Consider the following 23,713-nt stretch of genomic DNA (forward strand, 5'->3'; position numbering starts at 1 on the left):
CCTTGATCCGGGCGATGGCCTCGTCCAGGCTCACACCGGAGACCTTGGCCATGTGCAGGATCTCGCTCGGCCCGATCGAGTGGATGGCGAGCTGCGGATACGCCTTCTTGACCGCGGAGAACAGCTCCTCGTAGTACTCCACGCCGTAGTCCGGGTGGTGGCCGCCCTGGAGCATCACCTGGGTCGCGCCCAGCTCGACCGCCTCGCCGCAGCGGCGCAGGATCTCCTCGGTGGGGTGGGTCCACCCCTCCTTGTGCTTCGGCGCCCGGTAGAAGGCACAGAACTTACACGCCGTCACGCAGACGTTCGTGTAGTTGATGTTGCGGTCGATCAGGTACGTGACGATGTTGTCGGGGTAGCGTCGCCGGCGCACCGCGTCCGCCGCCTCGCCGAGCGCGTGGAAGGGCGCCTCGGTGTAGAGCAGCAGGGCCTCCTCGGGAGTGATCCGCCCGCCGTCCGCGCCGCGCTGCAGGATGTCGTCGATCTCCACGCTCACCGTCGTCACGCCCCCGAGAGTACGCCGGTTAAGCAGCGCGCCCGCCGGCGGTGCGTGGCGGTGTGACCCGCTGAGCGGGCGATGGCTGGTGAGTCGTTGACGTCATCAGCTCCGGAGGTGACGACGAGCGGTGTGCCCGGCTCGTCGAGCCGCGCAAGGGCCTCCGGCGGCAGCCACGATCAGTTCATGCCCGGCCTCGCCACCGGCAGGCCGACGGCCTTGGCCGCGTCCAACAGCCGACGGTCGTACGTGACGAAGGCATGCACCCGAATGTAGAACGAGATGTCGTACGCGTCAGGCGTCGTAGTCGACCGTCAGGGTGTCGGTCACCGGGCTGGACTGGCAGGTGAGGACGTACCCGGCCGCCACCTCGTCCGGCTCCAGGGCGTAGTTGCGCGCCATGGTCACCTCGCCGGAGACCACCTTGGCCTTGCAGGTCGAGCAGACCCCGCCCTTGCAGGCGTACGGCAGCTCGCCGCGGACCTTCAGCGCGGCATCCAGCACCCGCTCGTCCCGCCCCATCGTGAAGCTGGACGAGCGCCCGTCCAGCACGATCGTCACCTCGGCGCCGGTGCCCGGCTGGTCGGCGGGGCGGCGGACCGGCTCCGGCGGAGCGTCGACGTGGAACAGCTCGCTGTGCACCGCCGAATCCGGCAGGCCCCGGGCGGCCAGCACCGCCTTGGCGTCCACCACCATCCCGTACGGGCCGCAGAGGAACCATTCCTCGATGGCGTCGCCGGGGACGATGGTGTCCAGCAGCCGGGTCAGCCGGTCGGCGTCGATCCGCCCGGACAGCAGCGGCGACTCGCCCAGCTCCCGGGAGAGCACGTGCACCAGGTGCAACCGGGTCGGATACCGGTCCTTCAGGTCGGCCAGCTCCTCGGCAAACATCACCGAGTTCGCGGTGCGGTTGCCGTACACCAGGGTGAAGGTGCTGGCCGGCTCGACGGCCAGCGCGGTCGCGACCAGCGAGAGCACCGGCGTGATCCCGGAGCCGGCGACCACCGCGCCGTAGCGCCGGACCCGGTCCGGCGCGAACGCCGTGGTGAAGTGGCCGAGCGGAGGCAGCACCTCGACGGTGTCCCCGTCGCGCAGCGCACCGCAGGCGTACGCGGAGAAGGCACCGCCCGGGATCTCCCGCACCCCGATCCGCAGCCGCCCGTGCCGCGCCAGCTCCTGCGGCGTCGAACAGATCGAGTACGACCGCCGCACGTCCTCCCCGCTCGCCCCGGCCGAGCCGGTGGGCCCGCCTCCGGCGGGACGACGGACCGTGAGGTGCTGGCCGGCGGAGAACGCGAAGGTCTCCCGCAGCTCCTCGGGCACGGCGAAGGTGATCGCCACGGCGTCGTCGGTGAGCCGGTCGACGGCGACGACCGGCAGCGGGTGGAAGGCCGGCCGGCGACGGACCGGGCGGGTGATGGTGACAGTCACAGCGCCTTCACATGGTCGAAGGGTTCGGAGCAGGAGCGGCAGCGCCACAGCGCCTTGCAGGCGGTGGAGCCGAAGCGGCTGACCTGCTCGGTGTCCGGGGAGCCGCAGCGCGGGCAGCGGACGGCGAGGGTCAGCGGCACGACGTTCCCCGCCCGGGCCGGCGGGGGCGGGGCGATCCCGGCGGCGGCCAGCTTGGCCCGGCCGCGTTCCGAGATCCAGTCCGTGCTCCACGCCGGGGAGTGCACCGTGCGGACCTCGGCGTCGGGGTGGCCGGCGGCGGCCAGCGCCCGGCGGATGTCGGCGCGGATCACGTCCATCGCCGGGCAGCCGGTGTAGGTGGGGGTGATGGTGACGACCACCCGGCCGGTGGCCGGGTCCTCGTCCACCGAGCGGAGAATGCCGAGGTCGTCGATGGTGACGACCCGGATCTCCGGGTCCACCACCGCCGCCACGACCTCCCTCGGGCTGCTCACCAGCGCGCCCCCGGGTGGGCGCGGTGCAGCACCTGCATCTCGGCGAGCAGGTACGAGAGGTGTTCGGTGTGGACGCCGTCCCGGCCGCCGCCGGGCGTCCAGCCGTCCGCCGGCCGGGTCAGCGTCGCCTCGGCCAGCACGGCGTCAACGGTGGCGTCGAAGTCGGCCCGCAGGGTGGTCGGGTCGACCGGCGCGCCGGGCCACGGCGCGAACAGCTCGTGGATGTACGGCCACACCTGGTCCACCGCGGCCTGCATCCGGCGGTGCGACTCCTCGGTGCCGTCGCCGAGCCGCTGCACCCAGAGCCCGGCGTGGTCCAGGTGGTACGCGGACTCCTTGCGCGCCTTCGCGCCGATCGCGGCGAGCCGCTCGTCGACGCACCCGGCCAGCGCCGTGTAGAGCGGCAGCTGGTACGCGGCGAGGAAGAACAGCTTCGCCATGGTGACCGCGAAGTCACCGTTGGGCAGCTCGACCAGGAGGCAGTTGCGGAACTCCCGGTCGTCGCGGAGGTACGCCAGCGCGTCCTCGTCCCGGCCGGCCCCCTCCAGCTCGCCCGCGCAGGTGAGCAGGAGTCGGGCCGCGCCGAGCTGGTCGAGGGCGATGTTCGCCAGCGCGATGTCCTCCTCCATCTCCGGCGCGTGGGAGGTCCACTCGCCGAGCCGCTGCGCCGCGATCAGCGCGTCGTCGCCGAGGGCGAGGGCGAAGTCGAACAGGCTGCTCACAGGTGTGCCACCCCGTCCGGGACCTCGTAGAAGGTGGGGTGCCGGTAGACCTTGTCGGCCGCCGGGTCGAAGAAGGCGTCCTTCTCGTCCGGGCTGGACGCGGTGATCGCGCCGGCCGGCACCACCCAGATGGAGACGCCCTCCTGGCGGCGGGTGTAGAGGTCCCGGGCGTTGCGCAGGGCCAGCTCCGCGTCGGGCGCGTGCAGGCTGCCGACGTGGGTGTGCGACAGGCCGCGCCGGGCCCGTACGAACACCTCCCAGAGAGGCGAAGGATTGCTCACGCCGAGCCGACCGGCTTGCTCGCTACGCTCGCTCACGCTGCCACCTTCTCCTTGTTCTTCTCCGCCCGCTTGGCGGCGTACGCCGCGGCGGCCTCACGTACCCAGGCGCCCTCGTCGTGGGCGCGGCGCCGGTGCGCCATCCGCTCCCGGTTGCACGGCCCGTCGCCCTTGATCACCCGCATCAGCTCGTCGTAGTCGGGCTGGGTGTAGTCGTACGACTGCCGCTCCTCGTTCCAGCGCAGGTCCGGGTCGGGCAGGGTGAGCCCGAGGATCTCGGCCTGCTGCACGCACATGTCGACGAAGCGCTGGCGCAGCTCGTCGTTGGAGAAGCGCTTGATCTTCCAGGCCATGGACTGCGCGGAGTGGGTCGAGTCGGTGTCGGGCGGGCCGAACATCGCCAGCGACGGGTACCACCAGCGGTCCACCGCGTCCTGCGCCATCGCCTTCTGCCCCGGCGTGCCGTGGGCCAGGGTGTGCAGGATCTCGTACCCCTGGCGCTGGTGGAACGACTCCTCCTTGCAGACCCGGATCATCGCCCGGGCGTACGGGCCGTAGGAGCAGCGGCACAGCGGCACCTGGTTGACGATCGCCGCGCCGTCGACCAGCCAGCCGATCGCGCCCACGTCCGCCCAGGTCAGCGTCGGGTAGTTGAAGATCGAGCTGTACTTCTGCCGCCCGTTGAGCAGCAGCTCCACCAGCTCGTCGCGGCTGATGCCCAGCGTCTCGGCCGCCGCGTAGAGGTAGAGGCCGTGGCCGGCCTCGTCCTGCACCTTGGCCAGCAGGATCGCCTTGCGCTTCAGCGACGGGGCCCGGCTGATCCAGTTCCCCTCCGGCTGCATGCCGATGATCTCGGAGTGCGCGTGCTGGGCGATCTGCCGGATCAGCGTCTTCCGGTACGCCTCCGGCATCCAGTCGCGCGGCTCGATCTTCTGATCGGCGGCGATCACGTCCGCGAAGTACGCCTCGAGGTCGTCGTCGGGGGCGGGACCGCCGCTTCGGGCCCGGGCCGCCGCTTCCCGAAGGGCCGCCTCCGCCGCCTCCACCTCGCCGAGCAGGCCACCACCCGGACCGTCCTCGGGCGGAGCGAAGTCGTTGCCATACATGAGGCCAGTGTTACAGCTTTCCACCGACAACACCAGAGGGTGTAACACGTTTCGCCTGCCACCTTCCGTCACCGGATGACCGCTTCAGGTGACGAGCCGCGACGGGGTGGAGCTATGTGACGTCCGCCACGTATCAACCGTGAACCCTCGCAAGGGCGGCACAACATCCCAATACCCCGCCTTCACGGCGAGTTGCCAGGTGTCGAACTCTGGTATCCGGCCGGTCCGGAAGTAGACTTCCCCCGGCACACCGATCGGCTGCTGACGATCGCCACCGGCTCCAGGCCACTCCCCCGGCCTCGGCGATCAGGCCGACACCTTCGGAAAAGCCGGTCCCCCCGGCCAGACACTGGAGTTCATCCGCTCATGCGACATCGCGTGGCCATGGTGCTCGCCATCGTGGCGGTCCTCCTCGGCGGCGTCATGCTGGTGCCCGCCGCGTACGCCCGCCTCACCGGTGGAGAGAGCCTGACCGGCCTCGGCGGCATCGGCGGCGGCGTGGCGCAGGTGCCCGCGCCCACGCCCACCGCGCCGCCCCCACCCACCCTGGCCAACGCCCCGGTCTCGGTGAACTTCAAGGGAGAGTTCTTCTCCTGGGCCCTGATGGACCGGAAGACCGGCGAGATCAGCGGCGCGAAGAACATGACGTCCACCAACTCGACCGAGTCGATGATCAAGGCGTGGATCGCCTCCGACTACCTGCGCCGGCTCGGCGACAAGCCGCTGAGCACCGACCGCAAGCAGCAGATCGTCACGGCCATCCGGGACAGCAACGACAAATCCGCCGAGGCGCTCTACAACGCCGGCGGGCGACGCCCGGTGCTGGAACGACTCATCAAGATGTGCAAGCTGACCGACACGGAGATCGAATCCACCAACGCGAAGTGGGCGTACACCCAGATGTCCCCGCGTGACGCGGTGCGGATGGGTGACTGCATCGGCGACGGCACCGCCGCCGGCGAGAAGTGGACCAAGTTCGTGCTGGACGAGATGACCAAGGTCCGCGGTGGCGTCGAGGACCAGAAGTCCACGACCGTTCAGGGCGGCCGCTGGGGCATCATCGACGGCCTGCCGGACTCGATCAAGCAGCAGGGCCCGGTCAGCATCAAGAACGGCTTCACCATGCTCTGGGCCGACGTCCAGTGGCACGTCAACTGCCTCGCGATCACCGACGACTGGACCCTGGCCGTGATGATGCGCTACCCCAACAAGAGCGGCCTGGAATATGGCGCGGATGTCTGCGCCAGCGTGGCCACCCAGCTGGTGACCCCGCAGCCCGGCGCCGCGCTGAAGGTGCCGCAGCAGCCGGTCGGGAAGCTCTGATGGCCGGCAAGCGACGGCGGGCCGGCAGCCAGCACCGGCCGCTGATGTTCAGCGCCGTCGCGATCACCCTGGTCGGCCTGGTGCTCGTCTCGCTCCGGCTGGTGCCCGGGTCCCCGCTGCGCCCCACCACCTCCCACCAGGCCGTGGCGAGCGGCCGGTCCACGGGTACGCCGACCGACCGCAGTTCGCGCCCCCAGCCGACGCCCTCCCCGTCCCCCTCGCTGGAGCCGCTGCCGTTCAGCCCACAGGACCTGGACGGTCTCGGCATCCGGGGCTGGTACTCCTGGAGCGTGCTGGACAAGCGCACCGGGAAGATCATCGGCTCGAAGAACATGGGCGAGACCAGCACCACCGCCTCGATGATCAAGTCCTGGATCGTCGCCGACTACCTGCGGCGTACGGCCGAGGCCGGGCAGACCCCGAGCGCCGCGAAGCTGGCGGACGCCACGAAGATCATCCGGGACAGCGACAACACCCGGGCCGAGCAGTTCTACAACAACGTGGGCCGCTCGGAGTCGATCAAGCGGCTGATCAAGACGTGCGGACTCACCGACAGCAAGGTCTCCAGCGACGGCGGCTGGAGCCGGACCGAGCTGTCCCCGCGGGACACCGCCCGGCTCGGCCTCTGCATCGACGACGGCCGCGCCGCCGGGCCGAAGTGGACGAAGTGGCTGCTCGACGAGATGCGGCTGGTCCGCGGCGACGGCGACTTCGGCATCCGCAAGGCGTTCCCGGCAAAGGTGCAGAAGACCATCGCGATCAAGAACGGCTGGATCGACCGGCAGCGCGAGCAGGAGATGCACATCAACTGCCTGGCCATCGGCGACACCTGGACGATGGGCGTGATGGTCCGCTACCCGATCAACATGGGCTACGACTACGGCATGAAGAACTGCCAGAAGATCACCGAGGCGCTGCTCCGCCCCGCCGCCTGACCGGCCGTCCCCAGTTCGCCGATGTGGCGGTGTCCCGGCTCCCGGGGCACCGCCACATCGCCGTTCCGGCGTCAGCCGAGGAAGAACTCGGGCCCGCCGACCGGGAGGGCGGGCGCCTCGCCGATCGCCGCCGCGCGGCCGGCGAACTCCCGCAGCCCGGCCACCTGCCGCTCGCCCAGCGAGAAGTCGAGGGTCCGGAAGTAGGTCGCCAGGGTCGCCGCGTCGAACGGCTCCCAGCGGGCCCCCGCCTCGGCCACCTGGTCCAGCTCGGCGAGGCAGAGGTCGCGCGAGCGCAGGAACGCCTCGTGCACCTCCTTAACCAGGCCGGGGTGGGCGGCGGCGAAGTCCCGACGGACCGCCCAGACGGCGAAGACCATCGGCAGCCCGGTCCACTCCCGCCAGGCCTGCCCGAGGTCGGTCACCTGGAGGCCCTTGCGGGGCGCCTCGTAGAGCGCCCGCAGCGCCACGTCGCCGATCAGCACCCCGGCGTCGGCCTCCAGCAGCATCTGGGTCAGCTCCGGCGGGCAGCGGAAGTACTCCGGCCGCACGCCGTACCGCTCGCCGAGCAGCAGCTGGGCCAGGAGCACCCCGGTACGCGAGGTCGAGCCGAGCGCGACCCGCCCGCCGTCCAGCTCGGCGAGGGGCCGGGTGGAGACCACGTTGACCGAGAGCACCGGGCCGTCGCTGCCGACCGCCAGGTCCGGCAGGAGCAGCAGCTCGTCGGCGTGCCGCAGGTACTCCACGTGCGAGATGGGCCCGATGTCCAGGTCACCGGCGACCAGCGCGGCGCTCAACCGGTCCGGCGAGTCCTTGTGCAGGTCGACGTCGATCAGCGCGCCGGACCGCATCAGCCCCCAGTAGATCGGCAGGCAGTTGAGGAACTGGATGTGTCCCACCCGGGGGCGGGCGATGCGGTCAGCCATGCCCCCGACGTTAGCCCCGCGCCACACCGCCGGCTCACCGGAGGGGCGACTGAGTGGCCAACTCCGCACCGGGCACCGCCGCTCGCCCACCCCGTTCGGCACCAACCCCGGTCCCGGCGGCGGAGCCGGTCCCCACGCCCGGAACGGTCTCTGGCAGCCCTGGGGCCGCGCCGCGCTCGGCGCGTACCGCCCGCCGCACGGGTGCTGCCGCAACGGCGACCACGAGCAGGCCGACCAGCCCGCAGCCGACGAAGAGCGGCCGGGGGTCGGCCACCGCCAGCAGCAGGCCACCGGCCAGGTAGCCGGCCATCCCGGCGCCCTGGACCGCCGCCCCGAAGACCGCGTACGCCCGGCCCCGGGCCGCCTCGGGAACCCGCCGGGCGAGCAGCAGGTTGTTGAAGACGTTGTCGCCGCCGTTGCCCACGCCGCCGGCCAGCCAGATCGGCACGAGCAGCCACGCGGACGGCACCGCCGCCGAGGCCAGGACCGCCAGGCAGCAGCCGCCGAGCAGGACCAGCCCGGCCCCGAGCAGCGCGCCGTCGTCGGTGAGCCGCCGGGCCACCCGGGCGAAGAGCCAGCCGCCGATCACGATGCCGAGCGTCCAGGAGCCGGTCACCAGGCCGTACACGGTGGTGGAGCTGTGCAGGGTCTCCCGGATGAAGAACACCTCGACCACGTTGATCGCGCCGACCGCGGCGATCACCGCGGCGAGGCTGCCGACCATGACGACCAGCAACGGGTCGCGGCCCAGCCGCCAGGCCGGCGCCGTACTGACGCCACCGGTCGCCGCCGGCGCCGGCCGTCGTCCGCCCCGGCGGGTACGGATGAGCAGCCCGGCCGCCACCAGCGCGAGGTAGCTGACGGCGTCGACGAGCAGCGGCACCCGGGTGCCGAACCCGCCGACCAGCACTCCGGCCAGCGCCGGGCCGGCGAGCGCGCCCAGCGTGCCGGCGGTCTGGTTGAGCGCGCCGGCCCGGGGGAAGTCCTCGGCCCGGACCATGGCGGGCACCAGCGCGGAGAGCACCGGCTGGGTCACCGCGAGGCCGGTCGCGAGCAGCGCCACCAGGGCGATGACCAGCACCGGATGCCCGGCGTACGCGAGCGCGAGGCAGGCCGCGGCCTGGGCGAGCCCGGTGACGGTCAGCAGGAGCCGGCTGTCCACCCGGTCGGCGAGCCGGCCGGTCAGCGGGGCGAGCGCCACCAGCGGCAGGGTGGCGGCGAGGAGCAGCCCGGAGACGGCGAGCCCGCCCGCCCCGGCGGACTGCAGGGCCAGCGCCAGGGCGCTCGCGGCGAGGAAGTCTCCACAGCTGGAGATGCCCCGGGCGGCGGTGGCGAGCCAGACGTCCGACCAGCGCGACGGACCAGATGTGAAGGACATATTTCGAAGATAATCCTTCACACCTGGTTCGCTCAACCCCTTTCAGTTGAGCGGCAGCGCCCGGTACTGGACGGCGACCGAGCGTGCCCCCTCCGGTGGGTCTTTCCGTAGCCGCCGCCGGTACGGGTCCATCAGCTCATGGATCGCCTGGTTGAGCGTCGTCAACTCCTCTGGGGTCACCAGCAGCAGGATGTCGGCGAACCAGGCAGCGTCATACCACTCGCGGGGCTCGTCGGGGGCGCGGCGGATCCAGTCCCGGGCGCGCTGGCTGTCCCGGGCCAGGTGCGCGTCGACCAGGGCCAGCTCGGCGGCTCGGGCCTCGGAATCGGCGTCCTGCCCCGACTCGATGTAGTACGACGGGCTGAACGGCTTCCAGACCCGCTCCCGAGCGTCGCCCCGGCTCGGGGCCTCCTCGATCAACCCGAACTTCGCCAGCTCCCGGAGGTGGTAGCTGGTCGCGCTCGGGGAGAGGCCGGCGATCTCGGCGCACTCGGTGGCCGTCGCCCCGCCCTCCACGGTGCAGAGGTGTTCCATGATCGCCATGCGGGCCGGGTGGGCGAGGGCCCGCATGACCTGTGGATCGCTGATTGTCACCCGGCGCTGCTCGGGGCGTGCCTCGGTCATGGCACCCATGATCCCGTCCCAGCGACGACCCGGGCCAGCGACCGCCGCCCGCCAGGTCCGGTGCCCCTTCGAAATGGCCGGCAGAAGGTACAAACCAGTTGTACTACAAACAGTTTGTAGTACGGTCGGTTTGTGAGGGTCGTGGGACGGAAAGTTGAACTGGCAGAGCTCACGGCGGCTTGGGCACGTGCCACAACCGGCCAGCCGGAGCTGGCCGTCGTCTGGGGGCGCCGCCGGGTCGGCAAGACCTACCTGCTGACCCACTTCGCTGAGGGCAAGCGAGCGGTCTATTTCACGGCCACCCGCCAAGATACCGACGACCGGCAGCTTCGCCGGTTCGCCGAAGCTCTACGCGAGCAGCTCGGTGACGAGGTCGCGGACCTGGCACCAGCGACCTTCCCGACCTGGGAGGCAGCACTGCGGTTCGTGGCCGGACTGGCCCGCGTCGAGCCCCTGCTGGTGGTGCTCGACGAGGCCCCCCGCCTTACCGGTGGGCACGCCGACTTTGCCGACACCGTCTCCGCGGTATGGGAGAACCACGTTCGGAGCCAACGGCTGATGCTGGTGCTCACGGGCTCGGCGGTCGCGGTGATGGAACAGATGCTGGGCCCGCAGGGCGGCCTACACCGCCGCGCCAGCGTCGAACGCCGAATGGATCCGTTCCCCCTCATCGATGCGCGGGCTTTCCAGCCGGAGCTGTCACCGCCTGAGTTCATCCAGGCATATGCGGCCTGTGGTGGCTATCCACTGCACCTGAGCCGCTGGTCGCCGGAACGATCCGTGGAAGAGAACCTGGAGGAACTGGCCTTCACCCCTGGCGGACTGCTTCTTCGCGACGCACCGGACATACTCTCCGAGGACCTGGACTGGCGCGGTGGATACGAGCGGGTCCTGACCGCCATGGCCGGTGGCGCCAGGCGGCGGTCCAGGATTGCCGGCTGCGCGCAGCAGCGCATCGACTACACCCTCGACCGACTACGCCGGGCCGGCTACGTGCGGGTGGTCCGCGCCCTCGGCAGCGGCGGTTCCACCGACCCGCTCTACGAGATCGCCGACGATTACCTCGCATACTGGTTCCGGGTGCTGCGGGACGACGCCGACCTGATCGACGGTGGCCAAGGCCCGGCCGTACGACATCGCACCTCGGGGCGGTGGCAGACGCATCTCGCCCGGATCTTCGAGGCGGCGGCCCGCGATCACGCTCAGCGGCTTGTGGCAGCGGGCGCGCTGCCCAGCGACACGGTTGTCGGTCGCTGGTGGAAGGACGAAACGGTCGAGATCGACGTGCTCGGGCTCGCCGGTGATGAGCCGATCCTCGTCGGTGAATGCCGCTGGCAGGCCAAACCGCTCACCCCACGCGACCTCAGTGACCTGCAACGGCGGGCTGCCCATCTCCCCTCACCAGGTCACGCTGGGCTCACGTTCGCATTCTGGTCTCGCGGTGGCGCGGAGGAGGCACTGGCCAGCCATCCCGGCGTCCGTACGTTCACCCCCGCCGACATCCTTGATGCCGCCTGATCCCGCCATGGCGTGGCAAACGCGACGACGACAGCCCGGACAGGGGCCGAGCCAGACTGACGGCGAGAAAATGAGTGGAGGCGGGGCCCTGTCGGGCGTAGTCTGGTCAGCCGCTTGACGGCCGTGGTGAGCAGGCACCGCAGCGGGCGTCCCCGCGCCGGACACGGATCCGACTGTGCCCGGATACGCGAGCGAGCAGCAGACGACCCGACAAGGAACTCAGCGTGCCTGCAGCCGACCTCGACACCGACCTGACTGCTGAACGCGAGCACCTGGCCATTTCCCGCGCGGCGCTGCGCCGGATGCGCGAACGCGCCGAGGCCCTCTTCGCCACCGGCGACAAGGTGGCCGGGGACGCGTACACCGCCGAACAGCTGGGCCGGCACATGGCCCGCCGGGTCAAGGAGCTGGCCGACGACCCGACCACCCCGCTCTTCTTCGGCCGGCTCGACTTCGGGGATATTGATCCCGATCACGCCGGGCGCGAGTACCACGTCGGGCGGCGGCACGTCACCGACGACCTCGGCGAGCCGCTGGTGCTGGACTGGCGGGCACCGGTCTCCCGGTCGTTCTACCGGGCCAGCGCCCGCGACCCGCAGGGCGTCGCCGTCCGGCGCCGGTTCGGGTTCAGCGCCGGGGTGCTGACCAGCTTCGAGGACGAGCACCTGGACCGGGGCGAGGAACTGGGCACGGCCAGCCGCATCCTCACCGCGGAGATCGAGCGCCCCCGCGTCGGCCCGATGCGGGACATCGTCGCCACCATCCAGCCCGAGCAGGACGAGCTGGTCCGGGCCGACCTGGCCGACTCGATCTGCGTGCAGGGCGCACCGGGCACCGGCAAGACGGCGGTCGGGCTGCACCGCGCGGCGTACCTGCTCTACCTGCACCGGGAGCGGCTCCGCCGGTCCGGGGTGCTGATCGTCGGGCCGAACCGGGCGTTCCTGTCGTACATCGCCGCGGTGCTGCCGGCGCTCGGCGAGGTCGAGGTCGAGCAGGCGACGGTGGAGGATCTGATCGCCCGGGTGCCGGTACGCGCGGTCGACGACCCGGCCGTCGCCACCCTGAAGCACGACGTCCGGATGGCCGAGGTGCTGCGCCGCGCGGTCGACGCCCACATCGGCACGCCCACCGAGCCGATCATGGTGTCAGACGGCTCGTTCCGCTGGCGGATCGGCCTCGACCCGCTGCACCGCCTGGTCGAGGAGACCCGCCGGGAGGGGTTGCCGTACGCCACCGGTCGGGAGCGCGTCCGGGCCCGGGTGGTGGGGCTGCTGCAACGGCAGTCCGAGGCCCGCCGGGCCGAGTCGCCCAGCGACGCCTGGCTGCGCCGGATGGGCAAGGCCAAGCCGGTCACCGCCTTCCTCGACGAGGTCTGGCCGGCGCTCACTCCCGAGGGGCTGCTGCACACGCTGCTCACCGACCCCGATGCGCTCGCCGCCGCCGCCGACGGGCTGCTCAGCCCGGAGGAGCGGGAGCTGCTGCGGTCGGGGAAGTTCGGCCGCACCCCGAAGGCGACGAAGTGGACCGCCGCGGACGCGGTGCTGATCGACGAGGCGGCCGGGCTGATCGAGCGGCCCGGCGGCTTCGGGCACGTGGTGGTCGACGAGGCGCAGGACCTCTCCCCCATGCAGTGCCGGGCCATCGCCCGCCGCAGCGAGCACGGCTCGATCACCCTGCTCGGCGACCTGGCCCAGGGCACCGCGCCGTGGGCGGCCAGCGACTGGCGGGAGTCCCTGGCCCACCTGGGCAAGCCGGGCGCGGCCGTGGTGCCGTTGAGCGTCGGCTTCCGGGTGCCCGCGGCGGTGGTCGCGTTCGCGAACCGGCTGCTGCCGGCGCTCGCGGTCGACGTACCCCCGGCCGAGTCGCTGCGCCGCGACGGGACACTGGACGTGCGTACCGTGGACGACCTGGTGGCGGCGACGGTGGCCGAGGTGCGCGCGGCGCTCACGCACGACGGCTCGGTCGGCGTGATCGCCGCCGAGGCCGCGGTGGACCGGCTGCGCACGGCGCTCGCCGAGGCGGGCGTCGAGACCGCGACCGCCGACGACGTCGAGGCCGCGGCGCGGGTCACCGTGGTCCCGGCGACCCTGGTCAAGGGCCTGGAGTACGACCACGTCGTGGTCGTCGAACCGGCCGCGATCGTGGCCGCCGAGCCGCGCGGCCTGCACCGCCTCTACGTGGTGCTGACCCGGGCGGTCTCCCGGCTCGCGGTGCTGCACCGCGACCCGCTGCCCGCCCCCCTGGCCGGCTGACGGCCGGCGGCCTCCCGCCCGGCGGCGACCCACGGCCGGCGTACGGCGCGGCGGGCCGGCCGCGCCGGTCACTGGTGGTCCGGCCAGCCGGTCAGGTCGGCGCCTCGACCGGCGAAGGCGTCCTGCACCCGCCGGGCCCACAGGTAGGCCATCGGCAGGTAGTCGAACTCGTACGCCGGCCCCATCCGGTCGGCCAGGTCGGCGAACTTGACCAGCTCGAACAGGGCGGCGACCGGCCGGGCCGCCAGCCATGCCTCCCGCAGCACGTCGGGTGGCGCGAGGTGCCGCCAGCCCTCCAGGTACGCCGCGACGTGCCGGCGGGCGTCCGGCTCGGCGACGGCGTGCAGCCAGCCACCGAGGTCGAGCAGCGGGTGGGAAACCGCGGCGAAGCTCCAGTCGAACAGCAGCGGGCCGGCCGCCCCGTCGGCGGCGTTGTGCTGGTGGAGGTCTCCGTGCACCAGACTCTCGGGCAGGTCGAAGTCGTCCAGTTCGGCGCAGCGGTCCTGCAACCACATCCCGACCCGGGTCAGCCGGGCCCGGTCCGGCTCGCCGGCGGGCTGCCACAGCCGCGGCTGCCGCAGCAGCGCCGGCACCCGGCCGGCCAGGTCGGCCAGCGTCAACGTGGGGCAGCCCAGCTCGGCCAGCGGGGCCGTCCGGCCGACCGTGCCGGCCTGGATACGGGCCAGCGTCCGCAGCGCGCCGGGCGCGTCCCGCACCGGCGGCTGGGCGCCGAAGTCCGCGCTCAGCCACCAGCCGTCCTCGGGCGAGGAGGCCAGCACCCGGGGCACCGCGTCCGGCCAGGTGCGTGCGAGGTGGTCGATCAGCCGCGGCTCGTGCGCCAGGTGCGCCAGCCCCGCCTTGAGGAACACCCGGCCGGCGGTGGTCGGGGCGCACAGCACGCAGGACGTGGTCCAGTGCCGGATCTGGGCGGCCGGCCCCGTCCGTCGGATTCCCTGCCCGGCCAGCGCGGCGTCGAACCAGTCGACCGCGCGGGCGTACCAGCCGGGCCGGTACCACGGCGGCCGCGGGCCGGTCGTGGGCCGGTCGAGCCAGTCGCGGACGGCACCGGGGCCGAACGCGCCGGCGTCGAACCAGGCGTACCCGCCGGTGGGCTCGCCGCCGAGCGGTTCCGCCACGAAGAGGGTGGCGTCCAGCGGCTCGACCAGCGCCACCGCCACCCCGGTCGCGGCGGCCACCGCGCCCGGCAGCTGGCTGCTCGGCGGCGGCCAGGAGCTGCCCAGCCGCAGCCGGGGCGGGGCGGGGGCGTCCCCGTCGCGTCGGCCGAGGATCCGCTGCCGGTCGGCCGTGGCGACGACGACCTCCACCTCGACCGGCCCGGCCGGCGAGGAGCCGCTGCCGGGGCCGGTCCCGGCCGGTTGAAAGTCCACCGCCGTCACGACCGCTCCCCGGCGCCCACGGTCACCCGCGGCCGGGACGCGACCACCGGCCCGGCCGCCGCCGGATCCCGCCGATCGTGCAGCGACTGCACGCCGACGAGGTCGTCGGGAATGGCGTCGGGGGCCTCCGTGTCGAACCGGGCCACCGCGTTGATCCGGGACGCCACCAGGACGAGGACGGCGATGGCGAGCCCGGCCAACACGTACACCAGCGCGATGCCGCGGCCCTCGCCCACGCCGACCAGCCGGCCCGCGGTCGAGGCGAGTGCCCCGCCGGGCATCAGCATCGGCTCGAAGAACGCCGTCGCGGCCGGGGCCAGCACGGCGAAGCCGAGCGGCAGCGTGGACCAGGAGATCATCTGGTTGAGGGCGGCGGCCCGGCCGTGGTAGCGCTGCGGGATCTTCACCTGCACGATCCCCCGGTAGATGCCGGTGGTCAGGGTGAGGCCCGCCGCGATCCCGCAGGCACCGGCCGCCACCGTGACCAGGTCCGGGCGCAGGCCGACCAGGACGCAGGACAGCGCCAGGGCGAGGATGGCCAGCAGCACGCCGCGCATCGGCCGGCGCGCCGGCCCGCCCCAGACGGCGACCACGAGCCCGGCGAGGGTGGCGCCCAGCCCGGAGAGGAACGACACCCGGGCCACGTCGCCGATCGTGCCGAAGGACAGCACCAGCGGGCTGGTCAGGATCAATGGCGGCGCCAGGAAGACGTTCAGCACCAGGAAGAAGACCAGCATCGCGCGCAGGTGGCGGTGCCCCCACGAGTAGCGGAAGCCGTTGGCGATCTCGGCGACGAGGGTCTCCCGCCGGTGCCAGCCCATCATCGCCGGCCAGCGGATCGCCGCGGTGACCGCGATGGCGAGGGTGTAGCTGACGATGTCGAGCGCCAGGATGCCACCCAGCCCGATGGTGGCCAGCACACCGGCCGCGATCAGCGGCACGAACAGGGTGCCGAAGGCGTTGACCAGCTCCACCACGCCGATGGCGTGCCGCAGGTACCGCTTCGGCACCAGCTGTGGCACGGACGCGACGTACGCCAGGCGCTGGAAGGCGGTGGCCACCGAGAGCCCGGCCATCAGGCTGTACAGGTGCCACACCTGGAGGGTGTCGGTCCAGAGCAGGACGCCGAGCGTGAGCTGGAGGGCCCAGGCCGCCACGTCGCCGCCGAGCAGTACGAGCTTGCGGTTGGCGCGGTCGACCACCGCGCCGGCCAGCGGCGCGACCACCAGGCCCGGTACGAGGCCCAGCGTGACGAAGACCGCGAGCCGGGCGACCGAGCCGGTGTTCAGGTAGATCCAGATCGGGATGGCCCAGGCGGTGAAGGCCGAGCCGATCAGGGAGACCAGTTGGCCGGAGGCGACGCCGAGGAACCGGCGCATGCTCGGCTCGGCGGGCCGGCGTCGCCGGGCCGCGGCGGACCCGGCGGAGTCGGCGGAGTCGGGCCGGTCGGCCCGGTGCACGCCGTGCAGCCACCAGTCGCTGCCGGCGCCGCGGCTGGCCAGGGTCAGCGCGGCCCCGTCGTCCTCGGCGACGGCGTGGTGGGTGGTGGTGACGATCTCGGCCAGCTCGGTGGCCCGGTACCGGTTGAAGTAGTGCCCGCCCTCGTCGAGCACCACGAGCACGCAGGTGTCGGAGAGGAAGTCCCACTCGCGGAAACGTTCCTCGTAGTAGTCGGTGGCCGGATCCTGCTCGCCGATGACGGAGATGACCGGGGCATTGATCTTGGTGATGCGCCGGTCCAGCAGCCCGCTGTAGTAGTCCTCCGCGCTGCGGGTGTCGTGGCGCATGTTGCGGATGATCCGGTCCACCTCGTCGAGGCCGAGCTCCTCGATGTCGACGCCCCGGCCGACGAGGCGGTTGATGAAGGTGCGGTTGCTGCGCAGCGGCTCCATCTCGGCGATCCGGGACAGCCGGCTGAGGATCCCCCGGGGCCGGGCGAAGGGGAAGATCCCGCCGACGTACACGGCGTCGAGCGGCCGGCCGGCGGCCTCCAGCCGGCGGGCCACCTCCACCACGAGGGCGCTGCCGATGCCGCAGTGCCCGTACAGGACCAGCGGGCCCGCCACGTCCCGGAGGATCTCGGCGACACAGCCGTCGACCAGCTCGGCGAACTCCGTGGTGTCCTGCGACCCGCCGGCCTCCTGGCCGTGGATGGCCACCGAGTACAGCCGATGCCCGGCCGGCATCGCCTCGGCCAGCGCCTGGTAGACCGCGGCACTGCCGCCGCCGTACGGCACGCAGACCAGCGACGACACCAGCTCGCCGGCCGGCACCGGCCGGGTCAGCTCGTGCAGCAGCCGGGCCGGCGCGGCCTCGCCCGCCGGCTCGTCGAGCAGCCGGGCGAGCTCGCGGACCGTCCGGCAACGGAACAGGTCCATCAGGGAGACCGAGCCGCTGCCGCCGGCCGCCTCGACGGCACGCCGGAGCCGGGTGACGGCCTGGGTCGCCAGCAGCGAGTGCCCGCCGATGAGGAAGAAGTCGTCGTCGATGCCGACCCGCTCCAGCTTCAGCAGCTCGGCCCAGATATCGGCGATGAGCCGCTCGTGCGGCGTGCGCGGCTCGGTGAACTCCTGCTCGGCCTCCCTGGCCACGTCCGGGTCGGGCAACGCGCGGTGGTCCAACTTGCCGTTCGGGGTCAGCGGCAGCGCGTCGAGCAGCACGAACGCCGCCGGCACCAGGTAGTCGGCGAGGCTGCGGCCAAGGTGGTCGCGCAGCTGGCCGGCGCTCGGCCGGTCGCCGTCGGCCGCCGGTACGACGTAGGCGACCAGCCGCCGGTCGCCACCGGCGTCCTCGTCGACCAGCACCACGGCCGTACGCACGCCCGGGTGGCTCTGCAGGGCGGCCTCGATCTCGCCGAGCTCGATCCGGTACCCCCGGATCTTGACCTGCCGGTCCACCCGGCCCAGGTACTCCAGCGTCCCGTCGGCCAGCCAGCGCACCCGGTCCCCGGTGCGGTACATCCGGGCGCCGGGGGTGCCGCTGAACGGCTCGGGCAGGAACCGCTCCGCGGTCAGGGCCGCCCGGTTGAGGTAGCCGCGGGCCAGGCCCGCCCCGGCGACGTACAGCTCGCCGGGGACGCCGGGCGGCACCGGGTTGAGGTTGCGGTCCAGGACGTAGCCGCGCAGGTCGTCCAGGGTGCGGCCGATCGGCGAGGAGACCTTGCGGCGAACGTCGGCCCGGCGGATGGGCTGGGCCGTGACGTGCACGGTGGTCTCGGTGATGCCGTACATGTTGACCAGCGCCGGCCGCTCGTCGCCGTACTGGTTCAGCCAGTGCCGCAGCTCCCGCACGTGCAGCGCGTCGCCGCCGAAGACGATGGTGCGCACGTCGAGGTCGGCGAAGGACCGGTCGGTCTCGGTGAGGGTGGCCCGCAGGCCCCGGAACGCCGCCGGGGTCTGGTTGAGCACGGTCACCCGCTGCTCGGCCAACACGTCCAGCAGCCGCTCCTGGTCGCGGACGACGTCGGCGGGGACGATGACCAGCCGGCCGCCGTAGGCCAGCGCGCCCCAGATCTCCCAGACCGAGAAGTCGAACGCGTACGAGTGCACCATCGCCCAGACGTCGGTGTCGTCGAAGTCGAAGTGCGCCTCGGTGGCGGTAAGCAGCCGCACCACCTGCCGGTGCTCGATCAGCACGCCCTTCGGGGTGCCGGTCGACCCGGAGGTGTAGATGACGTACGCCAGGTGGGCGGGGGTGACCGTCACCGGCTCCGGCGTGCCGGCCTCGGTCGGGTCCGGCTCGTCGTCGTCCAGGCAGACCACCCGGCCCGCGTGGCCCGGCAGCCGGTCGCGCAGCTCCCGCTCGGTGATCAGGATCGACGCGCCGGTGTCGGCGAGGATGAACTCCAGCCGCTCCCGGGGGTACGCCAGGTTCAGCGGCACGTACGCGCCGCCGGCCTTGAGCACGCCGAGGATCGCCTCGACGGTCGCCACGCTGGGCTGCAGGTGCAGAGCGACCAACGTGTCCGGGCCGACCCCGAGCCGGCGCAGCCGGTGGGCGAGCCGCTCCGCTCGGCGGTCCAGCTCGGCGTAGCTGACCTCGGTCGCGCCGCAGACCACCGCGACGGCGTCGGGCCGGCGGGCGGCCTGCGCCTCGAACAGCCCGTGCAGGGTCCGCTCGACCGGGTGCGACGCCGTTCCGCCCGCCCACTCGCCGAGGATCCGGGCCCGTTCGTCCTCGACGAGCAGGTCGACGGAGCGCAGCGGGGCGTCCGGGCGGGCGGTCACCGCCCGCAGCAGCTGCGTCAGGTGGCGGCTCAGCGCCTCGACCGTCGCCGCGTCGAACAACGCGACGTTGTAGGTGAACTCGCACCACAGCCGCCCGTCGCGGGTCTGCACGGCGAGCAGTTCGAGGTCGAAGCGGGTGGCCGACAGGTCGAGGACCTCCCACCGGGCGGCCGGGCCGCCCTGGTCGGCCCCGGCGGCGTGGTCGCGCATCTGGTAGTTCTGCAGCGCGAAGGTGACCTGGAACAACGGCGCGCGGCTGACGTCGCGGGGCACGCCCAGCTCGGCGACGATCTGCTCGAACTGCACGTGCTGGTGGGTGAGCCCGTCGAGGACGGCCTGCCGGGTCCGGGCGAGCAGGCCGGCGAAGGACTCCGCGTCGTCCAGCCGCGCCCGCATCGGCAGCATGTTGACGAACATGCCGACCAGGCCCTCCAGCTCCGGGTGGCCGCGCCCGGCCACCGGGGAGCCGACCGCGAAGTCGTCCTGCCCGGCGTACCGGCCGAGGAGGACCTGATAGGCGGCGAGCAGGGTCATGTACAGCGTGGCGTCGTGCCGGCGGGCCAGCTCGGTGACGGCGGTGGTCAGCTCCGTGTCGATCTCGAACCGGTGGGTGGCGCCGTCGAAGCGCTGCGTCGGTGGCCGGGTGCGATCGGTCGGCAGCTCCAGGGCGGGTACGCCGGTGAGGTGCTCGACCCAGTACGCCAGCCCCCGCTCGGCCCCGGCGTGGTGGCGCTGCCAGTGGGCGTAGTCGCCGTACTGCACCGGCAGCGGCGACCAGGCCGGGTCCGTCCCGTCCCGCCGGGCCCGGTACGCCGTCAGCAGGTCGCCGACCAGCACGTCGATGGACCACCCGTCGCTGACGATGTGATGGGTCTCCAAGGACAGCAGGTGGGCCTGCTCGGCGTACCGGATCAACCGGGCCCGGACCAGCGGGCCGGCGGCCAGGTCGAACGGGCCGGCCGCCTCGGCGCGGGCGAGGTCCAGGGCCTGCCGGCGCGCCTCGGCCGGGTCGTCGGCGGTCACCTCGGCGAGCTGGAACGGCACGGGCAGCGCCGAGGCGACGGCGACCGACGGCTGCCCGTCCGCGTCCGGCGGGAAGCTCATCCGCAGGCTCTCCTGCCGGGCGACCACGTCGTCGAGCGCCGCCCGCAGCGTGTCGGGGTCGAGGTCGCCGTCCAGCCACACGCCCACCGAGACGTGGTACGCGGCGGCGCCGGTGCCGAACTGCTCGACGAACCAGAGCCGCTCCTGCGCGTACGACAGCTCGCGGGGCTCTGTCGCCGGCCGGGTCGTGACCCGGAGGCCGGTGGCCGTGCGGGGGCGCAGCATCCGCTCCAGGAGTGCCTGTTTGGTCGCGGAGAGCTGGACGTCCCGGGTTGCCGAGTCCGGTGCTGGGGGCATTCGGGTCACCTCTCGGGGGCGGTGAGCAGCTCGGCTGCCTCGTCGTCGGAGAGCTGGTCGAGCCGGGCGATGAGCAGCCGTTCGACCTCGGCCGCGAGCCCGGCCACGGTGGGATGGGCGAACAGCACGTGGATCGGCAGGTCGAGGTCGAGCGCGTCGGCCAGCCGGGCGGTCACCCGGCCGGCCAGCAGCGAGTGCCCGCCCAGGTCGAAGAAGTCGGCGTGCACGTCCACCGCCGGGGTGTCGAGCACCTCCGCCCAGACGGAGGCGACCATCTCCTCCGCGGCGGTGCTCGGCGACGTCGGCGCCGGTGCCGGTGCGGCGGGGGTGGGCAGCGCGCCGGTGTCCAGCTTGCCGCTGGGCAGCGTGGGCAGCGCGGGCAGGCCGACGACGGCGGCCGGGACGAGGGCCGCGGGCAGGATCGCGCGCAGGGCCGGCCGCAGGGCGTCCGGGTCGGCGTCGCCGACGACGTACCCGACCAGCCGTTGCCCGTGCGGGTCGGCGTGCACCACGACGGCGGCCTCCCGTACGCCCGGCTGGGCGCGCAGCGCGGTCTCGATCTCGCCGAGCTCCACCCGCAGGCCGTTGACCTTCACCTGGCGGTCGAGGCGTTCGAGGAACTCCAGGGTGCCGTCGTGCCGCCAGCGGCAGCGGTCGCCGGTGCGGTAGAGCCGCAAGCCGGGCGGGCCGAACGGGTCCGGGACGAAGGCCGCCGCCGTCTCGGCCGGTCGGCCCAGGTAGCCCCGGCCGACCGGGACTCCTCCGATGTGCAGGTGCCCGGGCACCCCGACCGGCACGGGCTCGCCGCGCTCGTCGAGCACGTGCAGCGTGCAGCCCGGCATCGGCCCGCCGATCGGTACCGGCCCGGCGACGCGCTCGCCGGGCGGCGCGGTGTGGGCGGAGACGGCGATGGTGGTCTCGGTCGGCCCGTACAGGTTGTGCAGCGGCACCGGCAGGACCGCGGCGAGGTCGGCGGCCAGGTCGCCGGTGAGCTGCTCGCCGATGCAGGTGACCCGGCGCAGGCTGCGGCAGTCGGCCAGGCCCGGCTCGGCGACCAGGTGCTTGAGCACGGTGGGCACGCAGGACAGCAGCGTGACCTCAGCCCGGCGCACCGTCTCCAGCAGGGCGGGCGCGTCCAAGGCGCCGGCCGGCGGGGCGATCACCAGGGTCGCGCCGGCCACCAGCGCCGGGTAGACCTCCTGGCCGAAGACGTCGAAGCTGGGCGAGGCGAGGACGAGGAGGCGGTCCGCCGGGGTGACGTCGAGCCGCCGGGCGAACCAGACGGCGTGCGCGGCGAGGGACCGGTGCTCGATCATCGCGCCCTTCGGGCGGCCGGTCGAGCCGGAGGTGTGGATGACGTATGCCAGGTCACCGGGCGCGGGGGCGGCCGGGTCGGCGTCGTCCGCACCGGCAAGTCCGGGACCGTCCGCGCCGGCCGGGTCGGGGTCGTCCAGGCAGAGCACGGTGTACGGCCCGGGCGGGAGGGCCGACCGCAAGCCGGTCGCGGTGACCACCACCGACGCGGCGGCGTCCTCGACGAGGTACGCCAGCCGCTGCGCCGGGGAGGCCGGGTCCAGGGGCACGTACGCCGCGCCGGACCGGAGCACCGCCAGCATCGCCACGACGACGTCGGCGGAGCGGGGCAGGGCGAGACCCACGAGCTGCTCGGGGCCGACGCCGGCCGCCCGCAGCCGCGCGGCCAGCCGGCCGGCCCGTCGCTCCAGCTCGGCGTACGTGATCGAGGTGGCACCGTCGTGCAGGGCGACCGCCGCCGGACGCTCGGCGGCCCGGGCTCGGATCAGGTCGACGACCGTGCCGCCGGGCGGGTCGGCGGGACCGCCGGTGCTCCACCCGGCCAGCAGCAGCTGCTCCGCCTCGTCCAGTAGTGGCAGCGCCGACAGCCGGGCGTCGGGCGCGGCCAGCGCGGCACGCAGCAGGCACAGGTAGCGGCGCACCAGGCGCTCCGCGGTGCCGGCGTCGAACAGGTCGCGGCGGTACTCCAGCCGCCCCGCCGTCTCGTTGACCTCCAGCAGCAGCTCCTCGTGCGCGCTGCCGTTGCTGGTGCTCAGCTCCACCTTGCCCAGGTAGTTGAAGCCGAGCTGGTAGAGCGGCTGCACCCCCGGCGTACGGGGCGGCGAGAGTGCCTCGACCAACCGGGGCAGGGGCAGCTCCTGGTGCTCGAAGGCGGCCAGCATGGTGTCCCGGACCCGCTCGACGAGCTCGCCGAAGCCGGGGTCGCCGGAGGTGTCGACGCGCAGCACCAGAGTGTTGACGAACATGCCGATCAGCGGTGCGAGCTCGGGCCGGTCGCGGCCGGCCACGGGCAGGCCGACCAGCACCGTGGCGTCGCCGGAGAGCCGGTACAGCAGCGCCACGTAGCCGGCGAGCAGGATCATGGCCGGGCTGGCCGAGTGCCGGCGGCCGAGTGCACCCAGCTCGGTACGCAGCTCCTCGGGCAGGTCGAAGAGGAGCTCCGCGCCGGGACGGCCCGGCCCGGCGGTGCGTGAGTGGTCGATGGGCACGCCGTGCACGACCGGCGCCCCGGCCAGCCGGTCCCGCCAGTAGGCCAGGTCGACGTCGCCGGCGCCGGTGCGTAGCCGCTCGGCCTGCCAGGCGGCGTAGTCGGCGTACTGGATCTCCAGCTCGGGCAGTCGGGCCCGCCGGCCCTCGACGGCCGCCTCACACAGCTCGCGCATCTCGGCGGCCAGGATCGGCACCGAGTTGCCGTCGAAGATCGCGTGGTGGGCGACGAACAGCAGCCTGCTCTGCTCGGGCAGGTGGACCAGCCGGGCTCGCCACAGCGGTGCCCGATCGAGCGCGAACGGCTCAGCGAGGTCCGCCGCCTCGACCTCCCTCGCCCGCCGGACCGCCTCCGGCCGGGGCAGGGCGGCGACGTCCAGGTGGGCCAGGTCGACGGGCACCTCGGTGTGCACGACCTGGGTGGGCGCGCCGTCGCGCAGCCGCAGTGCGGTACGCAACGGCTCGTGCCGCCGGACGAGCTCGGCCAGCGCGGCGCGCACCACATCGGCATCGACCCGTGCCGGAAGCAGGGCGTAGCCGCGCAGGTTGTAGGCGGCCGACCCGGTGCCGATCTGGCTGGCCAGCCAGATCCATTCCTGGGCCGACGATGCCGGGAAGGTGTACTCGCCGGACCCCTGCACCGCGTCCCTCCCGCACCTGGGCATCGCCGCTGGCTACGGCATCGGTACCTGACGATGCTATTGAGTTCA

General features: G+C 73.3%; 16 protein-coding genes. 4 read left to right on the forward strand and 12 right to left on the reverse strand.

Translation table 11 applies throughout. The features are described 5' to 3' along the window. The 6 genes from ABZ570_RS15855 to paaA form a co-directional block, all read right to left on the reverse strand. Positions 1 to 505, reverse strand: a 505-nt coding sequence (locus tag ABZ570_RS15855) for a radical SAM protein (RefSeq protein WP_358063046.1), incomplete at its 3' end; no start/stop codon positions are given. Positions 506 to 790: 285 nt separating this feature from the next. After that, the gene (gene paaE, locus ABZ570_RS15860; protein WP_358063049.1) at positions 791 to 1,927 is read right to left on the reverse strand and encodes a 1,2-phenylacetyl-CoA epoxidase subunit PaaE; all 1,137 of its coding nucleotides are present in this window, start codon (positions 1,925 to 1,927) and stop codon (positions 791 to 793) included. Then, positions 1,924 to 2,400, reverse strand: a complete 477-nt coding sequence (paaD, locus tag ABZ570_RS15865) for a 1,2-phenylacetyl-CoA epoxidase subunit PaaD (protein WP_358063052.1) — start codon at positions 2,398 to 2,400, stop codon at positions 1,924 to 1,926. The genes paaE and paaD overlap by 4 nt, the downstream gene beginning before the upstream one ends. Further along, positions 2,397 to 3,122, reverse strand: coding sequence for a 1,2-phenylacetyl-CoA epoxidase subunit PaaC (gene paaC / locus ABZ570_RS15870; protein WP_358063055.1), 726 nt, complete (start codon positions 3,120 to 3,122; stop codon positions 2,397 to 2,399). The genes paaD and paaC overlap by 4 nt, the downstream gene beginning before the upstream one ends. Then, positions 3,119 to 3,439, reverse strand: coding sequence for a 1,2-phenylacetyl-CoA epoxidase subunit PaaB (gene paaB, locus ABZ570_RS15875; protein ID WP_358063058.1), 321 nt, complete (start codon positions 3,437 to 3,439; stop codon positions 3,119 to 3,121). Before paaB ends, paaC begins: the two co-directional genes overlap by 4 nt. Beyond that, positions 3,436 to 4,506, reverse strand: coding sequence for a 1,2-phenylacetyl-CoA epoxidase subunit PaaA (gene paaA, locus ABZ570_RS15880; RefSeq protein ID WP_358063061.1), 1,071 nt, complete (start codon positions 4,504 to 4,506; stop codon positions 3,436 to 3,438). The genes paaB and paaA overlap by 4 nt, the downstream gene beginning before the upstream one ends. A 366-nt stretch (positions 4,507 to 4,872) precedes the next feature. Here paaA and ABZ570_RS15885 point away from each other — a divergent pair, with 366 nt between their 5' ends. Then, the gene (locus ABZ570_RS15885) at positions 4,873 to 5,829 is read left to right on the forward strand and encodes a hypothetical protein (RefSeq protein ID WP_358063064.1); all 957 of its coding nucleotides are present in this window, start codon (positions 4,873 to 4,875) and stop codon (positions 5,827 to 5,829) included. After that, positions 5,829 to 6,764: a hypothetical protein gene (locus ABZ570_RS15890; RefSeq protein ID WP_358063067.1), complete on the forward strand. Its 936-nt coding sequence runs from the start codon at positions 5,829 to 5,831 to the stop codon at positions 6,762 to 6,764. The genes ABZ570_RS15885 and ABZ570_RS15890 overlap by 1 nt, the downstream gene beginning before the upstream one ends. Positions 6,765 to 6,835: 71 nt before the next feature. Here ABZ570_RS15890 and ABZ570_RS15895 read toward each other — a convergent pair whose 3' ends face one another. The 3 genes from ABZ570_RS15895 to ABZ570_RS15905 are packed head-to-tail and all read right to left on the reverse strand — an operon-like array spanning position 6,836 to position 9,689. After that, positions 6,836 to 7,687, reverse strand: a complete 852-nt coding sequence (locus ABZ570_RS15895) for a menaquinone biosynthesis protein (RefSeq protein WP_358063070.1) — start codon at positions 7,685 to 7,687, stop codon at positions 6,836 to 6,838. 34 nt (positions 7,688 to 7,721) lie between these two features. After that, positions 7,722 to 9,065 carry an MFS transporter gene (locus tag ABZ570_RS15900; protein ID WP_358063073.1) on the reverse strand — a complete coding sequence of 448 codons (1,344 nt, stop codon included), beginning with the start codon at positions 9,063 to 9,065 and terminating at the stop codon, positions 7,722 to 7,724. Between the two features lie 42 nt (positions 9,066 to 9,107). Next, complete coding sequence (locus tag ABZ570_RS15905) at positions 9,108 to 9,689, reverse strand: winged helix-turn-helix domain-containing protein (RefSeq protein ID WP_358063076.1); 582 nt, start codon at positions 9,687 to 9,689, stop codon at positions 9,108 to 9,110. Between the two features lie 132 nt (positions 9,690 to 9,821). Between ABZ570_RS15905 and ABZ570_RS15910 the strand changes: the two genes are divergently transcribed. Both ABZ570_RS15910 and ABZ570_RS15915 read left to right on the forward strand, forming a co-directional pair. Further along, positions 9,822 to 11,207 (forward strand): ATP-binding protein, encoded by a 1,386-nt coding sequence (locus tag ABZ570_RS15910; protein ID WP_358063079.1) that lies wholly within the window; start codon positions 9,822 to 9,824, stop codon positions 11,205 to 11,207. A gap of 224 nt (positions 11,208 to 11,431) precedes the next feature. Further along, positions 11,432 to 13,459: an AAA family ATPase gene (locus ABZ570_RS15915; protein ID WP_358063081.1), complete on the forward strand. Its 2,028-nt coding sequence runs from the start codon at positions 11,432 to 11,434 to the stop codon at positions 13,457 to 13,459. A gap of 68 nt (positions 13,460 to 13,527) precedes the next feature. On the opposite strand, the gene ABZ570_RS15920 is transcribed toward ABZ570_RS15915, so the two are convergent. The 3 genes from ABZ570_RS15920 to ABZ570_RS15930 are packed head-to-tail and all read right to left on the reverse strand — an operon-like array spanning position 13,528 to position 23,644. Further along, entirely contained in the window at positions 13,528 to 14,856 is a 1,329-nt protein-coding gene (locus ABZ570_RS15920; RefSeq protein ID WP_358063083.1) for a phosphotransferase, read from the reverse strand. Next, positions 14,853 to 20,483, reverse strand: a complete 5,631-nt coding sequence (locus tag ABZ570_RS15925) for an amino acid adenylation domain-containing protein (RefSeq protein WP_358063086.1) — start codon at positions 20,481 to 20,483, stop codon at positions 14,853 to 14,855. The genes ABZ570_RS15920 and ABZ570_RS15925 overlap by 4 nt, the downstream gene beginning before the upstream one ends. Positions 20,484 to 20,488: 5 nt before the next feature. Then, positions 20,489 to 23,644 carry an amino acid adenylation domain-containing protein gene (locus ABZ570_RS15930; protein WP_358063089.1) on the reverse strand — a complete coding sequence of 1,052 codons (3,156 nt, stop codon included), beginning with the start codon at positions 23,642 to 23,644 and terminating at the stop codon, positions 20,489 to 20,491. Positions 23,645 to 23,713: the final 69 nt, after the last annotated feature.

Origin of the sequence: Micromonospora sp. NPDC007271 (assembly GCF_040634005.1) — a bacterium.
GTDB lineage: Bacteria > Actinomycetota > Actinomycetes > Mycobacteriales > Micromonosporaceae > Micromonospora.

Coding starts and splice junctions, on each gene's coding strand:
- paaA (WP_358063061.1), bottom strand. CDS start 4,506: ATGTATGGCAACGACTTCGCTCCGCCCGAGGACGGTCCGGGTGGTGGC.
- ABZ570_RS15885 (WP_358063064.1), top strand. CDS start 4,873: ATGCGACATCGCGTGGCCATGGTGCTCGCCATCGTGGCGGTCCTCCTC.
- ABZ570_RS15890 (WP_358063067.1), top strand. CDS start 5,829: ATGGCCGGCAAGCGACGGCGGGCCGGCAGCCAGCACCGGCCGCTGATG.
- ABZ570_RS15895 (WP_358063070.1), bottom strand. CDS start 7,687: ATGGCTGACCGCATCGCCCGCCCCCGGGTGGGACACATCCAGTTCCTC.
- ABZ570_RS15900 (WP_358063073.1), bottom strand. CDS start 9,065: ATGTCCTTCACATCTGGTCCGTCGCGCTGGTCGGACGTCTGGCTCGCC.
- ABZ570_RS15905 (WP_358063076.1), bottom strand. CDS start 9,689: ATGACCGAGGCACGCCCCGAGCAGCGCCGGGTGACAATCAGCGATCCA.
- ABZ570_RS15925 (WP_358063086.1), bottom strand. CDS start 20,483: ATGCCCCCAGCACCGGACTCGGCAACCCGGGACGTCCAGCTCTCCGCG.